This window comes from Halomonas sp. BDJS001, assembly GCF_026104355.1.
Lineage (GTDB): Bacteria > Pseudomonadota > Gammaproteobacteria > Pseudomonadales > Halomonadaceae > Vreelandella.
This window is the reverse complement of record NZ_CP110535.1, coordinates 2144257-2162062: the sequence shown is the minus strand read 5'-3', so window position 1 is coordinate 2162062 and position 17806 is coordinate 2144257. Positions and strand designations below refer to the sequence as shown.

The window sequence follows — 17806 nt, the reverse complement described above, 5'->3', positions numbered from 1 at the left end:
ACTAAGGAGCTCCATGCATCACCTTCCGTTTACGCTGTGGTTAATCGTTTTATTGATGGGACTATGCCTGGGCAGTTTTCTAAATGTGGTGATTACTCGCCTTCCGGTGATGCTGATGCGGGGCTGGCGCAATGAAGCCCGGGAAGCACTTGAGCTTGGCACCGAGCACTCGCCGCGCTTTAACCTGGCCACACCCGCTTCCATGTGCCCACGCTGTGAAGCCCCTATTGCGTGGCACGACAACCTACCGTTAATTGGGTGGATAAAACGCCGTGGGCGCTGTGCCGAGTGCCAAACGCCTATCAGCATTCAGTACCCACTGGTGGAAATAGCAGGGGGCTTGTTGGCCATAGCAGTGCTAGCGCTCCACGGGCTTACTGCAGAGTCGATCTTCGTTTACGGCGCCTGCTTAGTACTGTTAGTGCTCGCCGTCATCGACTTTCGCACCCAGCTACTGCCCGACGTGATTACCCTACCCTTACTTTGGGCAGGGTTACTGTTTCAGCTTCTTTTCCAGCCACCGATGCTGCCGAGTGCCGTTATCGGCGCCATGGCAGGCTATCTTTCCCTGTGGAGTTTTTATTGGCTATTCAAACTGGTCACTGGCAAAGAGGGAATGGGCTATGGCGACTTTAAGCTGCTCGCGGCGCTGGGCGCCTGGTTGGGATGGAGTTTTTTACCGCTGATGTTGATCCTTTCCGCAGGGATTGGCGCCATTGTTGGGCTAGCTGCCCAGGCCTGCTCACCTCGCCTACGCGGCGCACCGCTTCCCTTTGGCCCGTTTCTCGCCCTCGCGGGCTGGGTGGCCCTGTTAGTCGGTGATGAAATAATGGCAATGTATCTCAACCTGCTCATGTAAAACTGAACCATATAAAACTAAACCATGTAAAAATGGGTCATGTGAAATCTGGTTATATACAATTTAGCTATTGAGGCAGCACATGATTATCGGATTAACGGGTGGTATTGGGTCGGGTAAATCGACCGTCGCTCGCGCCTTTGAAACACTCGGCGCCGCCTGGGTCGATGCCGATGATGTCGCCAGAGAAATCGTCTTGCCTGATGAGCCGGCCCTGTTAGCTATTCAACACCGCTTCGGTGATCAGATTATGCATCAGGATGGCACACTTAACCGGGCCGCTCTGCGCGACATCATTTTTAAAGATCCAGAACAACGGCAGTGGCTAGAATCGGTGACACATCCCCGCATAAGGGAGCGACTACTGCAGCACTTAGCGCGACTCAAAGCACAGGGGGCGCCTTATGTGCTGCTTGTGTCACCGTTGCTGTTTGAAGCAGGTCAGCATGCACTCGTTCACCGCACGGTGGTTGTCGATGTGCCACAAGCACTACAATTATCGAGAACCCAGCAGCGTGATGGGGTGAGTGAAAGCCAGGTGCGTGCTATTCTCGCCGCCCAACTTTCCCGCGAACAACGGTTAGCAAAAGCAGACGACGTGATAGATAACAGCGGTGACCACGCCAGCATGATGGAGCAAGTGGCACGGCTTGACGAACGCTACCGTCGGCAGCTTAACTACTGAGATATCGCGCCTGTTATCGCAATTGGAGTTTTTTATGGCTCGCCCTGCAAACGATTCCCCGCTAGAAGTTAATTGCCCGCAATGCGCTAAGCGCGTGCCCTGGCTGCCAGAGAGCACTTATCGCCCCTTCTGCAGCAAACGCTGCCAACTACTGGATTTGGGCGCCTGGGCCGATGAGTCGCACCGCATATCGGGGGAGTCCGCCATGGATGAGGCCGATATAGAAACGCTCCTTGCGCAAGCCGACAAGGATGCGCCACTCACCTGAAGCACCCTATAACTGACTTAGCGAGCCCTTACCCTAGCCATGGCCGAAACAAACGCTCCCCCCTCATCGCCTTCGGCTTATCATGTGCTGCTCCAATTGGAGCAGCAGTTTGATCATCTACTGGAAACCACTGAAGCAGCCGTCTCGCTATACGAGCAGCAGCTACCGGCTACATGGGTCTTTAATCAAGCGACACCGCCTCGTGACTGGCTGCGTAAAGCCCTATTCGATATGTGGCATGAGCAGCATCAAGATGGCCGTGAGACGCGCAACTATATTGCCGTCGTTGCCGCTAATGATGAACTGATAAGGGCGATTGATGCTGTTAATCAAGCCAAAGCCCATTTCAGCAACCTACTGCAACATATTAAACAGGCATTTCCACAGGCACTGAGCGATGCAAAAAGCCGCTTACCGCAACGCCACCCTCACGTTGATGAAGCGTTACGCCGCAATGGGCTTGCTCGCTTACATCTTAAACAGAGCTGGCGGCAGTTACCTATCGCACAAGCGCCTGTCTCACGCGTTCGCTTTGCTTGGTACAGCAGTGGTCGCTCTATTAAACGCCTGTCGGTGCAAGAAGCTGAACATAAGCTTTTACAGCTTGATACCGATGCGCCGCATATTCGTATTCAGCTACGCAAGCTAGCGGGCATCCCCAGCGGGGAAATGCTTGCTCAGGTGCAAACGCAAGCCCCACTGATGCGGGCAAACCTGTTCTTTACCGAACCACTCGATGATGGGCATACACGACGAGCACTGAATGCCGCCATGCCAATTTTTGTTCCTGACCATAATCAACGACTGCCCCACATTAACCTACCTGCACCACAGCCCCCCACCACACGCACACGGGCCAGGCGACGCGATGAGAAACTAGAGCAGGATGTCTTTCTGCCGAGTTTGCGGATTTATCGCTACCGCTAGCATAAGGACACCTGCCAAGCCTGCTGCGATGTTTTGCAGGTGCTAGCTGCCAGGCACCATATCCTGCTGCCATACGCCATAGCCAAGCAGTACTTCGATCAGCTCGGCCAGGTCATTATGATCCATGCCATACTCGCTCAACAGAGCTTCAAAGCGCTGTTTAAAAATACGCTCCCGCTCATGTTGCTGTTCTTTCTGCTGGGCTTCTTCATCTTCTTGTTCCAGTGCCGCAAGCGAGCGTACCGGCGGGCCTGTCGGTATATCAAAATCGCTTTCTGGATCATCTAATTGGCGTAAGGCCTGGGCAAAAGCATCGTCTAATTCACGAAACTTACGCAGCTTCTCACGCTCATCTATCGGCTTTTGAACCTTTTGATATTTCATCGATGTTTCATTTACACCTTGCTTGAAATGGTCGATATGACTGCCAATGTCGCATTTTTTGGCAAAAACTGTGCACAAACGCGTAAAGGTAACGAGCAAACTTGCCTTTGCCACCCAGTTGCCAGCATAAAGGCATCATCATTACGTATATGAGGGTAACCAGCACATTTATCAAACATGGCACAGTCAGCGACAACTCATTAAATCGATGCTTCGCATCAACATTACCTACAAGTAGCCTGAATAGAGACACGACTCTTATCTGTAGGCTGAATTTTTCCTTCAGCTAGGTTACCAACACTAACGCACTGGGAGAGTGCACTACAGGCGAGATAAGCACGACCTGTACGATTCACGCATGAGAGGCCAGATAATGTTCAACGCGATGACACGAGCTGAGATCTGGCTGCAGGATACACTCGATAAGTCACTCGGTATCGAAGACCTTGCTAATCACATAGGGTATTCGTCTTCTCAAGTCCGGCGCCAATTTCGGCAAAGCTTTCACATTTCACCTAGCGCTTATCGTGAAATAAGGCGACTGGAACGCGCGGCAGTGCTGCTTGCGCTTACTCCTCTCAATATAGCGCAAATTGCAATACGTTGCGGGTACCAAAACCACTCGTCTTTCTCACGGGCATTCCAACGTCGTTATCAGTTCAGCCCGCGCAATTTCCGCCTAAAGCTGAAAACCACTTTCCATCGCCATGTGCCACCTCATGGTTTTAACACGCGTATCGAAAAAACCACGGGGCGCCAAATGATCCTAATGCGCCTCTACAAGGCTCCCGAGCATATTAAGGGGCTAGGAGATGAAAGCTATCACGCTATGCAGCTAGCGTGCTTACAGACGCGGCTGCGGCGATCTACGACCATCATCGCACTGCCTGACATACTCGCCGACAGAATCAATGCACTTAATAATGAATCTTTCCACTCTTACCGTACCGACATTGGTCTATACCTATCGGATACGGACAATGCACAAGACATTGCACTGCCTGTTCTTTATCGACGGGTCGACATTCCTACTCATTACTACGCGAGCACCTGTTTTGACAATTTAGCTGGCCTTTATGGAGCCTTAACGCATACCATCATGTATCTGCTCAACAGGCAGGATGTTTGGCACGTTAGCGGCCACCCTCCGCAGGTATTATGGAAAGCAAACCATTTAGAACTTCGCATCCCATTAATAGGTTAGTAATGGGGGTAACGGCACTGGAGTATAGCCAAAAGCGTATGGCAATAGAAAACCGGCATTCCTGTACAGAAATGCCGGTGATGAGATAGCTTAGTCTTCCATGCGCTCCAACCAGGACTCAACGGTTTCATCGCCGTACTGGTCTTTCCAGCTACGCAGTCCTTTATGGTTGCCGCCGCGAGTTTCGATTACTTCCCCTGTTTTAGGGTTTTTGTAAATTTTAAGGCGGCGCTTACGACGGGCATTGCCACTCGCTGTGGTTTTAGCGCTCCGCTGGTCAGCAGTCGGATCTAATAAGGCAATAACATCACCCGGACGCTTGCCGAACTCATTCATTAGCGCTTCAAGTTTAGCCTTAAATTCCAACTCGCCTTTCAGACGCTGATCGCCTTCTAAGCGCTGAAGATCTTCTTGAAGCTGCTTTAGCTGCTGTTCTTTCTGGATATATTCGTTAAGTAAAGACATAGGAGTTCCTTTAATAGCGTATCCAACTGAACGGGGTTCAACTGAATGGGATCTAACTTAGGTGCAAATTGACAACCTTGACACCCGCTAGTTCAGAATGCAGGGACATTATTCCTGTAAAAAGAGTAACTGACAACAGTCTAGTTGATTTTCACCCAATTACTAATCGTTTTTTAAAACTCAATTGCGGCTAAAGAGTTTAAATCTAATAGTCCCTGACGACTATGCGAACCAGCTTGCTGAACAACTATTAGCGCCCTACCACTACAAACAAAAGCGCCGCCCCTAAGGGCGGCGCTTTCACTAACCAATCACTAACTGATCGTTAGTCTTGGCCCATCTGCTGCTTGATCAAGTCACCGATGGTGGTCGGGCCACCTGCTGTTTCCGGCTCTTGCTCACGCATCTTCTTCAGGTTCTGACGCGTATCGTCCTGGTCTTTCGCTTTGACCGACAGATTAATCTGACGGCTCTTACGATCAACGCTCACAATACGAGCTTCTACGCTATCGCCTTCGTTCAGCACATTGCGCGCATCTTCTACGCGGTCAGCACTGATTTCAGAGGCTTTCAGCACCGCAATAACGTCAGTCGCCAATTCAACTTGAGCTTCTTTAGCATCAACTTCAATGACGCGACCGGTTACGATGCTGCCCTTATCGTTGACTGACAGGTACTCAGCAACGGGGTCAGAATCCATCTGCTTGATACCCAGCGAGATGCGCTCACGCTCAGGATCAATAGACAGGATAACGGCTTCAGCTTCGTCGCCTTTCTTGAAGTTGCGTACGGCTTCTTCACCAGTATCGGTCCAAGAAATATCAGACAAGTGAACAAGACCGTCAATACCGCCTTCAAGGCCGATAAAGATACCGAAATCAGTAATTGACTTGATGGTACCTGAAACGCGGTCGCCCTTGTTGTAGTCAGTGTTGAAGGTTTCCCACGGGTTAGCAGTACACTGCTTGATACCCAGGGAAATACGACGACGCTCTTCGTCGATATCCAACACCATGACGTCAACATCATCGCCCACTTGAACGACTTTAGACGGATGGATGTTTTTGTTAGTCCAGTCCATTTCAGAGACGTGAACCAGACCTTCAACACCCTCTTCCAGTTCGGCAAAGCAGCCGTAGTCAGTCAGGTTAGTGACGACCGCGTGCACTTTCATGCCTTCCGGATAACGCTCTTTAATGTTGACCCACGGATCTTCGCCCAACTGCTTGAGACCCAGTGATACGCGGTTACGCTCACGGTCAAACTTCAGAACCTTGACGTTGATCTCGTCGCCAACGGCAACGATTTCGGACGGATGCTTGATACGCTTCCACGCCATGTCTGTAATGTGCAGCAAGCCGTCAACACCGCCCAGGTCTACGAAAGCACCGTAGTCTGTCAGGTTCTTAACGATACCCTTGATCTGCTGGCCTTCTTGCAGAGTCGCCAGCAGCGCTTCGCGCTCGGCACTGTTCTCTGCTTCCAGAACCGCACGACGTGATACTACAACGTTGTTGCGCTTCGGATCGAGCTTGATGACTTTAAAGTCCAGCTCTTTGTTTTCCAGGTGCGCAGTGTCGCGAACAGGACGAACGTCAACCAACGAGCCAGGCAAGAAGGCGCGGATAGAGTCAACTTCGACAGTGAAGCCGCCTTTAACCTTACCGTTAATAACGCCCTTAATGATTTCGTCTTTCTCGAAGGCTGCTTCAAGAATCTTCCAAGCTTCTGCACGCTTGGCTTTTTCACGAGACAGACGCGTTTCACCGAAACCATCTTCTACGGCTTCAAGTGCAACGTGCACGTCGTCACCGATAGCGATGTTCAGATTACCGTGCTCATCGCGGAATTGTGACGCAGGGATCTGACCTTCAGATTTCAGACCAGCGTTGACAGTAACCCAGTCACCGTCAATGTCGACAACCTGAGCCGCGACAATTGCGCCTGGCTCCATGTTGATGTCGTTAAGAGACTGTTCAAACAGCTCAGCAAAGCTTTCGCTCATGGTGTTCCTACGTAATTACGTTGTTGAGGCATAAATGCCTTCTCCGCACCACCAGCAAGTGCGGGCCTAATGTCACTCAGCCTTTGGAGGTGTTAACGCTGGTTAGACCTGACCGGGCTCACCGATGTGAGTTTAGTGCCCTGCCACGTCGTGACACCTATCCAAAAACGCCGCAAGGGAGAATCACACGCCGCTTACCAGCCCTCTTTGGGCGAGCAGTTCGGTCAGTCGATCAACCACTTCCGGTATGCTCAGGCGCGTGGTATCAAGCGTAATGGCATCATCTGCCGGCTTGAGAGGAGCCACACTGCGCTGCGTATCGCGTGCATCGCGTGCCTGAATCTCCTTTAAAAGACTCGAAAGACTAGCATCCACCCCGGCTTCCTGCAACTGCAGATAGCGCCGACGTGCCCGTTCATCGGCACTGGCGGTTAAAAAAATCTTCAGCGGGGCGTCGGGAAACACTACGGTGCCCATATCCCGACCGTCAGCTACCAACCCTGGAGCTTGGCAAAAATCGCGCTGGCGTTGTAAGAGCGCCTGACGAACCGCAGGCAGCGCTGCCACCTGGGAAGCGCGCTCACCGGCCTGCTCCGTACGGATTTGCTGACCAACATCTTCACCTTCAAGAAAGGTACGCGGCTGGCCCTCCTCCACCGGGAAGGCCACATCCAACCGCTCCGCCAGGCGTGCAAGCCCAGCCTCATCGTCGACCGCCACGCTATGCTTCAACGCCGCTTGTGCCGTCAGCCGATAAAGCGCGCCGCTATCCAGCAGGTGCCAGCCCAAGCGCTCGGCCACCAAGCTACTGATAGTGCCTTTACCCGCCCCGCCAGGGCCATCGATGGTGAGCACGGGAACAGCGGCAACGCGATCACTCATAGGCACCCTCCACGCTAACGCCCATACCAATGCGTGTCGCTAACTCGACGAAGTCAGGGAACGAGGTGGCCACATTGGCGCAATCTTCAATAATGATGTCGTCACTGGCGCGCAGCGAGGCAATGGCAAACGCCATGGCAATGCGGTGATCCCCCAGGCTATCGACACGCCCACCGCCGTAACTGGCTTTTTGTGCATCGCCATTGCCAACAATATCGATACCATCTTCTACTGTGGTGTGCTGCACACCTAAAACAGCCAAACCATCGGCCATGGCTTGAAGGCGATCCGACTCTTTAACGCGCAGCTCTTCAGCACCTCGCAGCCGCGTTACGCCTTCGGCATTAGCGGCAGCGATAAACAGGGCAGGAAATTCATCGATGGCGAGCGGCACTTGATCGACAGGAATATCAATCCCTTTGAGGGGTACGTAACGAATACGAATATCGGCCACCGGCTCACCACCCACTTCACGCTGGTTCTCTAGCGCTAAATCCGCCCCCATCAGGGTAAGAATATTAATAACGCCAATCCGGGTGGGGTTAATACCCACGTGCTCAAGGGTGATATCTGAGCCCGGGGTAATAGCAGCGGCCACTAAAAAGAAGGTGGCGGATGAGATATCCGAAGGCACATCAATCGGCCCCGCCGTTAGCTTACCGCCCCCCTGAAGCCAGCAGGTATCGCCCTCACGGGAAACCGTATAACCAAAGCCGTTGAGCATACGCTCGGTATGATCACGGGTCGGCGCAGGCTCGCGCACGCGCGTTTCGCCTTCGGCGTACAGCCCGGCCAACAGCAGGCAGGATTTGACCTGAGCGCTGGCCATCGGCATATCGTAATCAATCCCTTTTAGCTTGGCGCCCCCACGAATTTTCAGCGGCGGACGACCGCCCTCAGCGGTATCAATGGTGGCGCCCATCAGGCGCAGCGGGTCAGCCACACGCCCCATGGGGCGTTTGGTCAGTGACTCGTCGCCGGTTAGCTCGCTGTCAAACGCCTGACCGGCAAGCAGTCCCGAGAAAAGCCGCATGGCAGTACCCGAGTTACCCACATAAAGCGGGCCGGCGGGGGCTTTTAAGCCGTGCATACCGACACCATGAATGGTGACTTTGCCCTGGTGCGGCCCCTCAATCGCCACGCCCATTTCACGAAACGCCTGCAGAGTCGCCAAGCTATCTTCACCTTCCAGAAAGCCTTTGACTTCAGTGACGCCTTCCGCCAACGCACCCAACATAATAGAGCGGTGCGACATGGATTTGTCGCCCGGTACGCGTAAACGCCCCTGGGCTTGACCGCCCGGCTGCACACGGTAGCTGACCTTACCTTGTGGTTGCATATGATATTCCGCCTGATAACTGGTTTTGTTCAATAAAGAGTCGAAATAGTGCCGGGCGTGGCTCGCCCGATCAAAGGTGGCAATCAGCGCATCGCTGTCTCCGGCCTCTACCGCATGACGCAACCGAGAGAGCCCCGCTTCAAATTCATCCAGCGATGCCAGTACCGCCTCTTTGTTGGCAATAAAAATATCTCGCCACATCACCGGGTCGCTTCCCGCAATACGGGTAAAATCGCGAAAGCCACCCGCTGCGTAACGGAAAATATCTAACCGCTCATCCTGACGGGCCAGCGTATCCACCAGTGAAAAAGCCAGCAGGTGGGGCAAATGGCTGGTACGCGCCAACACCTGGTCATGTCGTTCTACGTCCATTTCCAGCACATCGGCGCCACAGGCTTCCCATAAGCAGCGCACGCGCTGCAAAGCGTCACGATCTACGTTCGGCTCAGGTGTCAGAATCACCTTGTGATCCACATAGAGACGCGGATTTGCTGCCGCTACACCACTTTTCTCTGAACCGGCAATGGGGTGACCCAACACCATATTAGTGGGCACCTGACCAAATACACGCTGAGCGCAGGCGCGGATAGTCGCCTTGGTACTACCGACATCGGTAATCACAACGTCAGCCGACGCGTTAGGTAGCGCTTCGGCCAAGCTTGCCATCACGCTCTCCATGGCGAGCACCGGCACCGCCAGTATTACCATGGTGGCGCCATTGACTTGCTCAGCTAGCTGGGCACCGCCTGAGTCGATCAGCCCCATCCCAATACCGCGAGCAATCTCACTGTCATCAGGGTCACAGGCAACAATCTGCCCCTGGAAACCTGAAACGCGAAGTGCTGCCGCTAGCGAACCACCAATTAGCCCCAAGCCAACAATCAATAGACGCGATTCATGACAGCCTGATGTTTTAACACTGTCTTCGACCATTAACGTCACAGCACGCCTATGGGGTAGGAACCCAGCACGCGTAGTTCCGCCGCCCGCAGTTGCACCTCTTCAAGCACTGCCGCGACCTTGGGCTCATCACGATGGCCTTTAAAGTCGATAAAAAAGACGTAGTTCCACACACCGGTACGCGAAGGACGCGTTTCAAGGCGCGTTAAATCAATTTGGTGGCGATGAAACGGCTCCAGCAACGCATGCAGCGTCCCCGGCTGGTTGCGCATGGCAACCACAATAGAGGTTTTATCCTCTCCCGCCATGGGCACATCCTGGTTACCAATAATCAAAAACCGCGTGGAGTTATCCGGGCTGTCTTCAATTTTTTCGGCGATATAGTCAAGGCCATAAAGTTTGGCCGCCATATCGCCGGCAATCGCCGCGCTGTGCCACTCGGTTTTGACTAACTTGGCCGCTTCCGCATTAGAGGAGACCGGCACGCGCTCTGCATGCGGAAAATGCGCATCTAACCATTTGCGGCACTGGGCAAACGACTGCGGGTGCGAATAGATACGCGAGACTTTATCGCGACGCGTCGTTTCACTGACCAATAAATGGTGATGAATACGCAGCACTACCTCTCCACAAATTTTAATCGAGGAGTCCATAAAGGTATCCAGGGTGTGATTGACCACCCCTTCGGTGGAGTTTTCCACCGGCACGACGCCGTAATGCACAGCGCCCGCCTCTACTTCACGAAATACCTCATCAATGGCTGCCATGGGCAAACTGACCGCACTTTCACCGAAGTGTTTGAGCGCCGCCTGCTGCGTAAAGGTGCCTTCAGGGCCTAAATAGGCAACTTTAACCGGCTGTTCAAGCGCCAAACACGCCGACATGATTTCACGGAACAAGCGCGCCATCTCTTCAGAATCGAGCGGCCCCTTATTCAACGCCATTATGCGCCGCAGCACCTGGGCTTCTCGCTCAGGGCGATAAAACACCGCATCTTTATCTTCGGCCAACTTGACGTGGGCCACCTGCTGGGCGCAACTGGCGCGCTCGCTGATCAGATTGAGAATATCGCTATCGAGCTGATCGATACGCTGGCGCAGCTCATCCAGGTTGATCGACGTGTCGGACATGGTGGTTAGCCCCTTGTTTTTTCAAAATCGGCCATAAATGCAATTAAAGCATCTACCGCAGACTCAGGCACCGCGTTGTAAAGGCTGGCACGCATACCACCCACGCTACGGTGGCCTTTTAGATTAAGCAGCCCCGCTGCATCGGCCTGCTGTAAAAACGCTTTATCCAGCGCCGAATCGGCCAGCACAAAGGGCACGTTCATGCGCGAACGGTTGGCGTTAGCAATTGGATTGCTATAAAACTCGCTGGCATCAATCGCTGCGTAAAGTTTATCGGCCTTGCGCTGATTGATAGCATCCATCGCCGCCAATCCGCCGATATCGTCTTTCAGCCACTGGAATACCAGCCCGGCTAAATACCAGGCATACGTGGGGGGCGTATTGACCATCGAACCAGCGTCCGCCAGCATTTGATAATCAAATAGCGAAGGTATATTGGCCTGAGCTTTACCTAGCAGGTCGTCACGCACCACCACCAGCGTTAAACCGGCGGGGCCAATATTTTTCTGAGCCCCTGCGTAGATCACGCCAAATTCGCTAACGTCGATGGGCCCAGACAGGATATTCGACGACATATCGCAGACCAGTGGCACGTGAGCGCCATCGGCCCGCTGAATATGCGGCGTATAATCAAATTCCAAGCCACCAATTGTCTCGTTAGAGGTGTAGTGCAAATAGGCAGCATCTGCGCTCACCCGTAACTCGTCTTGTGCAGGCACCGCCGTATGGCCGTTGGACTCACTACTGGCAACCACATGGCAATCAAAACCCAGGTGCTTGGCCTCATTGAGCGCCTTCTTGCCCCAGATACCGGTCTGAATAAAATTGCCACTACCGCCTTGCCCCAACAGGTTCATCGGCAGCATGGCAAACTGCATGCTGGCGCCGCCCTGTAAAAACAGAACCTTATAGTTACCCGGCACGCCCAACAGTTGACGGAAATCCGCTTCGGCGCGCTCGGCAATAGCGATAAACTCATCGCTGCGGTGACTCATTTCCATTACAGAAAGGCCGCGCCCTTGATAGTCCAAAAGCTCTTCCCGGGCGCGCTCTAACACAGCGACTGGCAGGGCCGCAGGCCCTGCACAGAAATTATAGTGACGTGTCATCAGTCCCTGCTTCCTGTCCGTCATCTGAATGGTTACTCGCCGGCGCATCGTCAAGACTGGTTTCTTCAGCGCCAACTGCTTCGAGACCGTTTAGTTCTTCGCTCTCTTCCGGCTCATCAACGCGTACTGTCTTGACCAGCTTCTCCTCTTTGCCCAAACGAATCAGCATCACGCCCTGGGTATTACGCGACGTGGTAGAGACCTCCTCCACACGAGTACGCACTAGCGTTCCGCGGTCAGTGATCAGCATCATTTCATCACTGTCGTAGACCTGCATCCCCGCCACTAGCGAACCATTGCGCTCGCTGGTCTGCATGGCGATAACGCCCTGTCCACCACGACCACGCAGCGGGAACTCTTCTAAGCGCGTACGCTTGCCGTAACCATTTTCACTGGCGGTCATAATGTAGATCTGACCATCGGTGGTTTCGGCCACAACGCCCTCTTGGGCGCCATCCTGTATTTCCTCTTCGGCATCCGCTTCGGCGTCGATCTGCTGGCTCTTAGGAATGATCAGACTAATGACTTCCGCGTCGCCTGCCAGACGCATACCGCGCACACCGCGGGCAGTACGCCCCATGGCGCGTGCATTACTCTCTTCAAAGCGAATCGCCTTGCCGTTAGAGGAGAGCAGCATAGCGTGATCGTTACCGGTGGTGATTGCCGCGCCCACTAAGCGGTCACCCTCTTCCAGGTCAATCGCAATCAGGCCGCTGTTACGTGGGCGAGAGAACTGCTCAAGACTCGTCCGCTTGACGGTACCTTTAGCGGTGGCGAAGAAAATATAGTGCTCGGGGTTGTAGTCGCGCACCGGCAAGATGGCGTTAACCGCTTCACCCTCTTCCAGCGGCAGCATGTTCACCAGAGGTTTACCCCGCGAGCCACGGCTCGCGTTGGGCATTTCGTACACCTTCAGCCAGTACACTTTGCCGCGGTTAGAGAACAGCAGCACGGTGTCATGAGTAGAGGCCACCAGCAGGTGCTCAATCACATCTTCGTCTTTCATAGCGGTAGCGGACTTACCGCGGCCACCACGGCGCTGAGCCTGATAGTCTGATAACGGCTGCGTCTTGGCATAGCCTGAACGAGACACGGTTACCACCATGTCCTCTTCGGCGATCAAGTCTTCCATCGACAAATCGAGGTGACTCGCCTGAATTTCAGTGCGACGGTCATCGCCAAACTGATCACGCACCGCCCGCAGCTCTTCGCGGATCACTTCCATCAAGCGATCAGCAGAGGCCAGAATCTCGGTTAGCTCGGCAATTTTCTCAAGAATGCTCAGGTACTCATCAAGCAGCTTCTCGGTCTCAAGGCCCGTCAAGCGATGCAGGCGTAGCTCAAGAATTGCCTGCGCCTGGGCAGGCGAAAGCCGATAAGAAGTGGCCGCAGTATTTAAACCGAAACCCTCTTCCAGCTCTTCTGGTTTACACGATGTGGCGCCGGCCCGTTCCAGCATGGCGGTTACCTGGCCGGGCTGCCAAGTCTTGGCGAGCAGCTTTTCACGCGCCTCTGCCGCGTTGGGCGAGGCTTTGATCAGCTCGATCACTTCGTCGATATTCGAGATAGCGACGGCCAAGCCTTCCAACAGATGCCCACGCTCTCGGGCTTTTTTCAGCTCATACAGCGTGCGCCGGGTAACCACTTCGCGGCGGTGGCGAATAAAGGCTTCCAGCATCTCTTTAAGGTTCAGCGTACGTGGTTGGCCATTTTCCAGCGCCACCATGTTAATCCCAAACACGTTTTGCAGCTGCGTTTGAGCAAACAGGTTGTTGACCACGACGTCGCCGGACTCACCGCGCTTGATTTCAATCACCACGCGCAGGCCATCTTTATCCGACTCATCGCGAAGTTCGGCGATGCCTTCAATCTTCTTCTCTTTCACCAGCTCAGCGATCTTTTCGATCAACCGCGCCTTGTTCACCTGATAAGGCAGCTCGGTGATGATGATGTGGTCACGACCGGTTTTGTCGTGGTGCTCAATAGTGTGGCAGGCGCGCACATAAATACGCCCCCGGCCTGTGCGATACGCTGACAAAATGCCCGCGCGGCCATTAATGATAGCGCCGGTGGGGAAGTCGGGGCCGGGGATGTACTCCATCAAGTCATCCACCGACAGCGTGTAGTCATCGATTAACGCCAAGCAGCCGTCAATCACTTCACGCATATTGTGCGGTGGAATATTGGTGGCCATGCCCACTGCGATACCCGACGAGCCGTTGATCAGCAGGTTGGGTACTTTGGTAGGCAGGACGGCGGGGATACGCTCGGTGCCGTCGTAGTTGTCCACCCAATCGACGGTATCTTTTTCAAGGTCGGCGAGCAGCTCGTGGGCGAGGCGCGACATGCGTACCTCGGTATAACGCATGGCAGCCGCGTTGTCCCCATCAATCGAACCGAAGTTACCCTGGCCGTCGACCAGCACATGGCGCATCGAAAAGTGCTGCGCCATACGTACGATGGTGTCATACACGGCGCTATCGCCATGCGGATGGTATTTACCGATGACATCGCCGACGACACGCGCCGACTTCTTGTACGGTTTATTCCAATCATTACCCAGTTCGTGCATGGCAAAAAGCACACGCCGGTGAACCGGTTTAAGGCCATCCCGCACATCGGGAAGTGCGCGGCCAATAATGACGCTCATCGCATAGTCGAGATACGACTGTTTAAGCTCGTCTTCAATATTGACGGGCAAGATTTCTCTGGCGATGTCACCCATGAAAGTCAGATCCTTTGCACTGCATTGGCACTGCGAGAGTTGAAAGCGCTTAAAAACACCGCCCTGAAATTAGCATAGAGCGGCGCGCAAATACTTCGCCATCATACCACCGCAAAAGCAGCAAGGGCAGCCAGGGAGCTCACCAAAGCCGTTTAGTCGCTAAATGCCTCTTTTGGCAAGGTTAACGCGACTAACGCCTCACGCACTTCTGCTTCGATGGCAGCGGCCTTGTTGGCGCGCATATCAAGCAGCACGAAGGTTAAGTCTGCACGGGCAATAACGGTGCCATCTTTACGCACAATACGGTGGTGACAAACGCCACTGCGTTCACCTATCTCAACAATCCCGGTCATAATTTCCAGGTCGTCGCCGTGCACTGCTGCCGCCAAATAATCGATATTCAAATTGACGACGACGAATGCCCGTCCGGCCTGATGGAGTTCTTTGATCATCTCTGGATGCTGGTCAAAGAAATCCCAGCGCCCCTCCTCCATAAACTCAAGATAGCGGGCGTTATTCACATGCCCATAGCCATCCAGGTGATAGCCTCGAACGCGCAGATGAACCCGTGAAAGCGATGTACTCATATCGATTCCTCTATAATGATTGGCACTGGCTCAATCAAACATAAGTTTGAAACACGTGCAACAGAGACGATTGGCGGTAGCCGCTGGTAGGAATGCCCCGCTTTCGCCATAATGTGCCACCTTTTAAACAGGATTGGCTCCATGTGGTTTAAGCACTTGCATTTATACCGCCTGCACGACGCGCCGGAATTATCCAGTGATGCGCTGGCTAGCGCCTTAGACGAGCACTCCGCTAAACCACTCGGCAACGCCGATGCGCGTCGCCTTGGCTGGACAGCACCAGCCGGACGCTTGGGCGCAGGCCAGCTTGTGCACGAAATCCAAGGACACCGGCTGCTTTCCGCCCTGCGCCAAGAGCGCCTACTGCCCGCGTCGGTTGTAAAGGAAGAAGTTGACGAACAGGTGGCGGATATTGAGGCCAGCGAAGGCCGCAAAGTGACCCGCAAAGAGAAGACCGCACTCAAGGAGCAGGTTACCGAGAATTTACTGCCCCGCGCCTTTGTGCGTAGTCAGAAGATTGATCTGTGGTGGGACACCCGCGGCCAGATGATCGGCATCAATGCCAGCTCGCGCACCCGTGCCGAAGACATTCTGGATCTACTGCGTGAAACCCTGGGTAGCTTAAAAGTCACCCCACTGAGTTCACAGACGCTGCCTATTCGCGCCATGACGACCTGGCTGGGCGACGCAGCCAGTCGACCAGCCGATCTTCAGCTGGGTGATCAGGTGGAGCTCAAAGCCAAAGGTGATGACGGCGTGCTGCGTGCTCGCCAGGTCGATCTAGACAGCGATGAAATTCAGCAACTGCTGGAGAGCGGCCGCCAAGCCAGTAAACTCGCCATTAGCCTGGAAGGCCGGTTAAGCTTTGTGTTACACGATGATTTGGCACTGAAATCGTTACGCTTTGGCGATACCTTGATTGAGGAAGCCGATCACTCTGACGACGGTGACGATGCCCTTGCCCGCCTGGAAACAGACTTTATTTTAATGGCGCAGGCGCTATCCACCGATATTCCCCGCTTGATAGAGTGGCTCGGCGGCGAGACGCAGCGGGAACCCGCGGCTCAATAAGTGGTTCTATAGACCTTCGCCTCGATATTATTAATCGATATTTATTATTTACCATCCAACGGTTCGCATGACTCAACACAATAACGCTACCAACGTCTCTACCGAGACAGACCCGTGGGCCGATATTCGGCCCTTTATGGATCATGAAGTGGCCGACGTGCTTGCCAGGCTCTCACGGGACAACGAACTGCTTGATGCGCTAACCCGCTTTCGGCTGCCGCGCATGGCACGTTGGGCGCCGTCACTAGCGCGTCTGTTTGCTAGCCGTGCCGTGCGGCGTGAAGTTAAGGATGTTTCAACGGTTTACGAATTCCAAATGCGCATTGCCCACTACATGGAGCGCATGATTCGCACCACCACGGATGCGTTTGAGGTCACCGGCCTCGACAAACTCGACGCCAATGGCGCTTATCTCTTTATTGGCAATCACCGCGATATCTCCTTAGATCCCGCGTTCGTTAACTATGCGCTGTATCAGGCAAACCGTGACACCGTGCGTATCGCTATCGGTGACAATCTGCTTAAAAAGCCCTATGTCACCGACCTGATGCGACTTAATAAAAGCTTTATTGTGCCACGCAGCGCCCGGGGCAAACGCGCGATGCTGGCGGCGTATCAACAGCTATCTGCCTATATTCGCCATACCATTACCGAAGACCAACACTCTATTTGGATGGCCCAGCGCGAAGGCCGCGCCAAGAACGGCATTGACCACACTGAACCCGCCATCATCAAAATGTTGATCATGGCCAGACGAGCCGCAGAGCGGGACATGGTCTTTGGCGAAGCTATCGCGGAACTGAAATTGGTACCGGTATCGATTAGCTATGAATATGACCCCTGCGATGTACAAAAAGCCCAGGAGCTACACGACATCGATACCCAGGGCAGCTACGCCAAAAGTGAGTTTGAGGATATTCGCTCCATTGTAGCCGGCATTACCGGTTCCAAAGGGCGCGTGCGGCTGCATTTTGGCACGCCGGTAGGTTCTGATATGGCCACGCCCGACGAAGTGGCGGCTGAGATTGATCGCCAGGTGATCGGCGGCTATCGCCTCTTCCCCAGCCACTATTTAGCCCTGGAGGCATTGGGTGAAGCACCCGAACTGGTGGCTCGTAAAGCGATCACTCGACAAGACCGTGAACGCTTTAAGGCTCGGCTTGCCGACGTACCCGAACCTCTGCGCCCCTATTGGCTTGCCCAGTACGCGAACCCTGTTAAACACAAGGCCGGTCGACTGACGCTCTAAGTCAGCGCTTTAAGCTG

16 protein-coding genes are annotated in these 17806 nt (G+C 54.0%); 7 read left to right on the top strand and 9 right to left on the bottom strand.

Translation table 11 applies throughout. From position 1 onward, the window contains the following. The first annotated feature begins 13 nt into the window (after window positions 1-13). The 4 genes from OM794_RS09845 (at window position 14) to OM794_RS09830 (ending at window position 2739) form a co-directional block, all read left to right on the top strand. Window positions 14-859: a prepilin peptidase gene (locus OM794_RS09845; protein ID WP_226249426.1), complete on the top strand. Its 846-nt coding sequence runs from the start codon at window positions 14-16 to the stop codon at window positions 857-859. An 82-nt stretch (window positions 860-941) separates the two neighbouring features. Further along, window positions 942-1544, top strand: coding sequence for a dephospho-CoA kinase (coaE, locus tag OM794_RS09840; protein WP_226249427.1), 603 nt, complete (start codon window positions 942-944; stop codon window positions 1542-1544). 34 nt (window positions 1545-1578) lie between these two features. Further along, on the top strand, window positions 1579-1812 hold the full coding sequence (yacG, locus tag OM794_RS09835; RefSeq protein ID WP_022523595.1) for a DNA gyrase inhibitor YacG: 234 nt from the start codon (window positions 1579-1581) through the stop codon (window positions 1810-1812). A gap of 39 nt (window positions 1813-1851) precedes the next feature. Beyond that, complete coding sequence (locus OM794_RS09830) at window positions 1852-2739, top strand: DNA replication terminus site-binding protein (protein ID WP_226249428.1); 888 nt, start codon at window positions 1852-1854, stop codon at window positions 2737-2739. A 42-nt stretch (window positions 2740-2781) separates the two neighbouring features. Here OM794_RS09830 and OM794_RS09825 read toward each other — a convergent pair whose 3' ends face one another. Further along, entirely contained in the window at window positions 2782-3123 is a 342-nt protein-coding gene (locus OM794_RS09825) for a hypothetical protein (RefSeq protein ID WP_226249429.1), read from the bottom strand. A 373-nt stretch (window positions 3124-3496) separates the two neighbouring features. Here OM794_RS09825 and OM794_RS09820 point away from each other — a divergent pair, with 373 nt between their 5' ends. After that, complete coding sequence (locus OM794_RS09820) at window positions 3497-4327, top strand: helix-turn-helix transcriptional regulator (RefSeq protein WP_226249430.1); 831 nt, start codon at window positions 3497-3499, stop codon at window positions 4325-4327. Window positions 4328-4417: 90 nt separating this feature from the next. Here OM794_RS09820 and OM794_RS09815 read toward each other — a convergent pair whose 3' ends face one another. From OM794_RS09815 to OM794_RS09780, 8 genes are all read right to left on the bottom strand, one after another. Further along, window positions 4418-4792, bottom strand: coding sequence for a histone-like nucleoid-structuring protein, MvaT/MvaU family (locus OM794_RS09815; RefSeq protein WP_088701564.1), 375 nt, complete (start codon window positions 4790-4792; stop codon window positions 4418-4420). A gap of 325 nt (window positions 4793-5117) precedes the next feature. Further along, the gene (gene rpsA / locus OM794_RS09810) at window positions 5118-6797 is read right to left on the bottom strand and encodes a 30S ribosomal protein S1 (RefSeq protein WP_088701565.1); all 1680 of its coding nucleotides are present in this window, start codon (window positions 6795-6797) and stop codon (window positions 5118-5120) included. Between the two features lie 183 nt (window positions 6798-6980). Next, on the bottom strand, window positions 6981-7679 hold the full coding sequence (cmk, locus tag OM794_RS09805) for a (d)CMP kinase (RefSeq protein WP_226249431.1): 699 nt from the start codon (window positions 7677-7679) through the stop codon (window positions 6981-6983). After that, a complete protein-coding gene (locus tag OM794_RS09800) occupies window positions 7672-9951 on the bottom strand; it encodes a bifunctional prephenate dehydrogenase/3-phosphoshikimate 1-carboxyvinyltransferase (protein WP_226249612.1) in 2280 nt (759 codons plus the stop codon). Before OM794_RS09800 ends, cmk begins: the two co-directional genes overlap by 8 nt. A 5-nt stretch (window positions 9952-9956) precedes the next feature. Next, window positions 9957-11048: a prephenate dehydratase gene (gene pheA, locus OM794_RS09795; protein ID WP_133732404.1), complete on the bottom strand. Its 1092-nt coding sequence runs from the start codon at window positions 11046-11048 to the stop codon at window positions 9957-9959. A 5-nt stretch (window positions 11049-11053) separates the two neighbouring features. After that, window positions 11054-12157: a 3-phosphoserine/phosphohydroxythreonine transaminase gene (serC, locus tag OM794_RS09790; protein ID WP_226249432.1), complete on the bottom strand. Its 1104-nt coding sequence runs from the start codon at window positions 12155-12157 to the stop codon at window positions 11054-11056. Further along, complete coding sequence (gene gyrA, locus OM794_RS09785) at window positions 12141-14882, bottom strand: DNA gyrase subunit A (protein ID WP_226249433.1); 2742 nt, start codon at window positions 14880-14882, stop codon at window positions 12141-12143. The genes serC and gyrA overlap by 17 nt, the downstream gene beginning before the upstream one ends. 152 nt (window positions 14883-15034) lie before the next feature. Continuing rightward, on the bottom strand, window positions 15035-15469 hold the full coding sequence (locus OM794_RS09780) for an acyl-CoA thioesterase (RefSeq protein ID WP_226249434.1): 435 nt from the start codon (window positions 15467-15469) through the stop codon (window positions 15035-15037). A 141-nt stretch (window positions 15470-15610) separates the two neighbouring features. Between OM794_RS09780 and OM794_RS09775 the strand changes: the two genes are divergently transcribed. Beyond that, window positions 15611-16540, top strand: a complete 930-nt coding sequence (locus OM794_RS09775) for a recombination-associated protein RdgC (protein WP_226249435.1) — start codon at window positions 15611-15613, stop codon at window positions 16538-16540. Between the two features lie 67 nt (window positions 16541-16607). After that, window positions 16608-17789: a 1-acyl-sn-glycerol-3-phosphate acyltransferase gene (locus OM794_RS09770; RefSeq protein WP_088701573.1), complete on the top strand. Its 1182-nt coding sequence runs from the start codon at window positions 16608-16610 to the stop codon at window positions 17787-17789. Window positions 17790-17806: the final 17 nt, after the last annotated feature.

Coding starts and splice junctions, on each gene's coding strand:
- cmk (WP_226249431.1), bottom strand. CDS start 7,679: ATGAGTGATCGCGTTGCCGCTGTTCCCGTGCTCACCATCGATGGCCCT.
- OM794_RS09845 (WP_226249426.1), top strand. CDS start 14: ATGCATCACCTTCCGTTTACGCTGTGGTTAATCGTTTTATTGATGGGA.
- OM794_RS09800 (WP_226249612.1), bottom strand. CDS start 9,951: ATGGTCGAAGACAGTGTTAAAACATCAGGCTGTCATGAATCGCGTCTA.
- pheA (WP_133732404.1), bottom strand. CDS start 11,048: ATGTCCGACACGTCGATCAACCTGGATGAGCTGCGCCAGCGTATCGAT.
- OM794_RS09830 (WP_226249428.1), top strand. CDS start 1,852: ATGGCCGAAACAAACGCTCCCCCCTCATCGCCTTCGGCTTATCATGTG.
- rpsA (WP_088701565.1), bottom strand. CDS start 6,797: ATGAGCGAAAGCTTTGCTGAGCTGTTTGAACAGTCTCTTAACGACATC.
- coaE (WP_226249427.1), top strand. CDS start 942: ATGATTATCGGATTAACGGGTGGTATTGGGTCGGGTAAATCGACCGTC.
- OM794_RS09820 (WP_226249430.1), top strand. CDS start 3,497: ATGTTCAACGCGATGACACGAGCTGAGATCTGGCTGCAGGATACACTC.
- serC (WP_226249432.1), bottom strand. CDS start 12,157: ATGACACGTCACTATAATTTCTGTGCAGGGCCTGCGGCCCTGCCAGTC.
- yacG (WP_022523595.1), top strand. CDS start 1,579: ATGGCTCGCCCTGCAAACGATTCCCCGCTAGAAGTTAATTGCCCGCAA.
- OM794_RS09775 (WP_226249435.1), top strand. CDS start 15,611: ATGTGGTTTAAGCACTTGCATTTATACCGCCTGCACGACGCGCCGGAA.
- OM794_RS09825 (WP_226249429.1), bottom strand. CDS start 3,123: ATGAAATATCAAAAGGTTCAAAAGCCGATAGATGAGCGTGAGAAGCTG.
- OM794_RS09770 (WP_088701573.1), top strand. CDS start 16,608: ATGACTCAACACAATAACGCTACCAACGTCTCTACCGAGACAGACCCG.
- OM794_RS09815 (WP_088701564.1), bottom strand. CDS start 4,792: ATGTCTTTACTTAACGAATATATCCAGAAAGAACAGCAGCTAAAGCAG.
- gyrA (WP_226249433.1), bottom strand. CDS start 14,882: ATGGGTGACATCGCCAGAGAAATCTTGCCCGTCAATATTGAAGACGAG.
- OM794_RS09780 (WP_226249434.1), bottom strand. CDS start 15,469: ATGAGTACATCGCTTTCACGGGTTCATCTGCGCGTTCGAGGCTATCAC.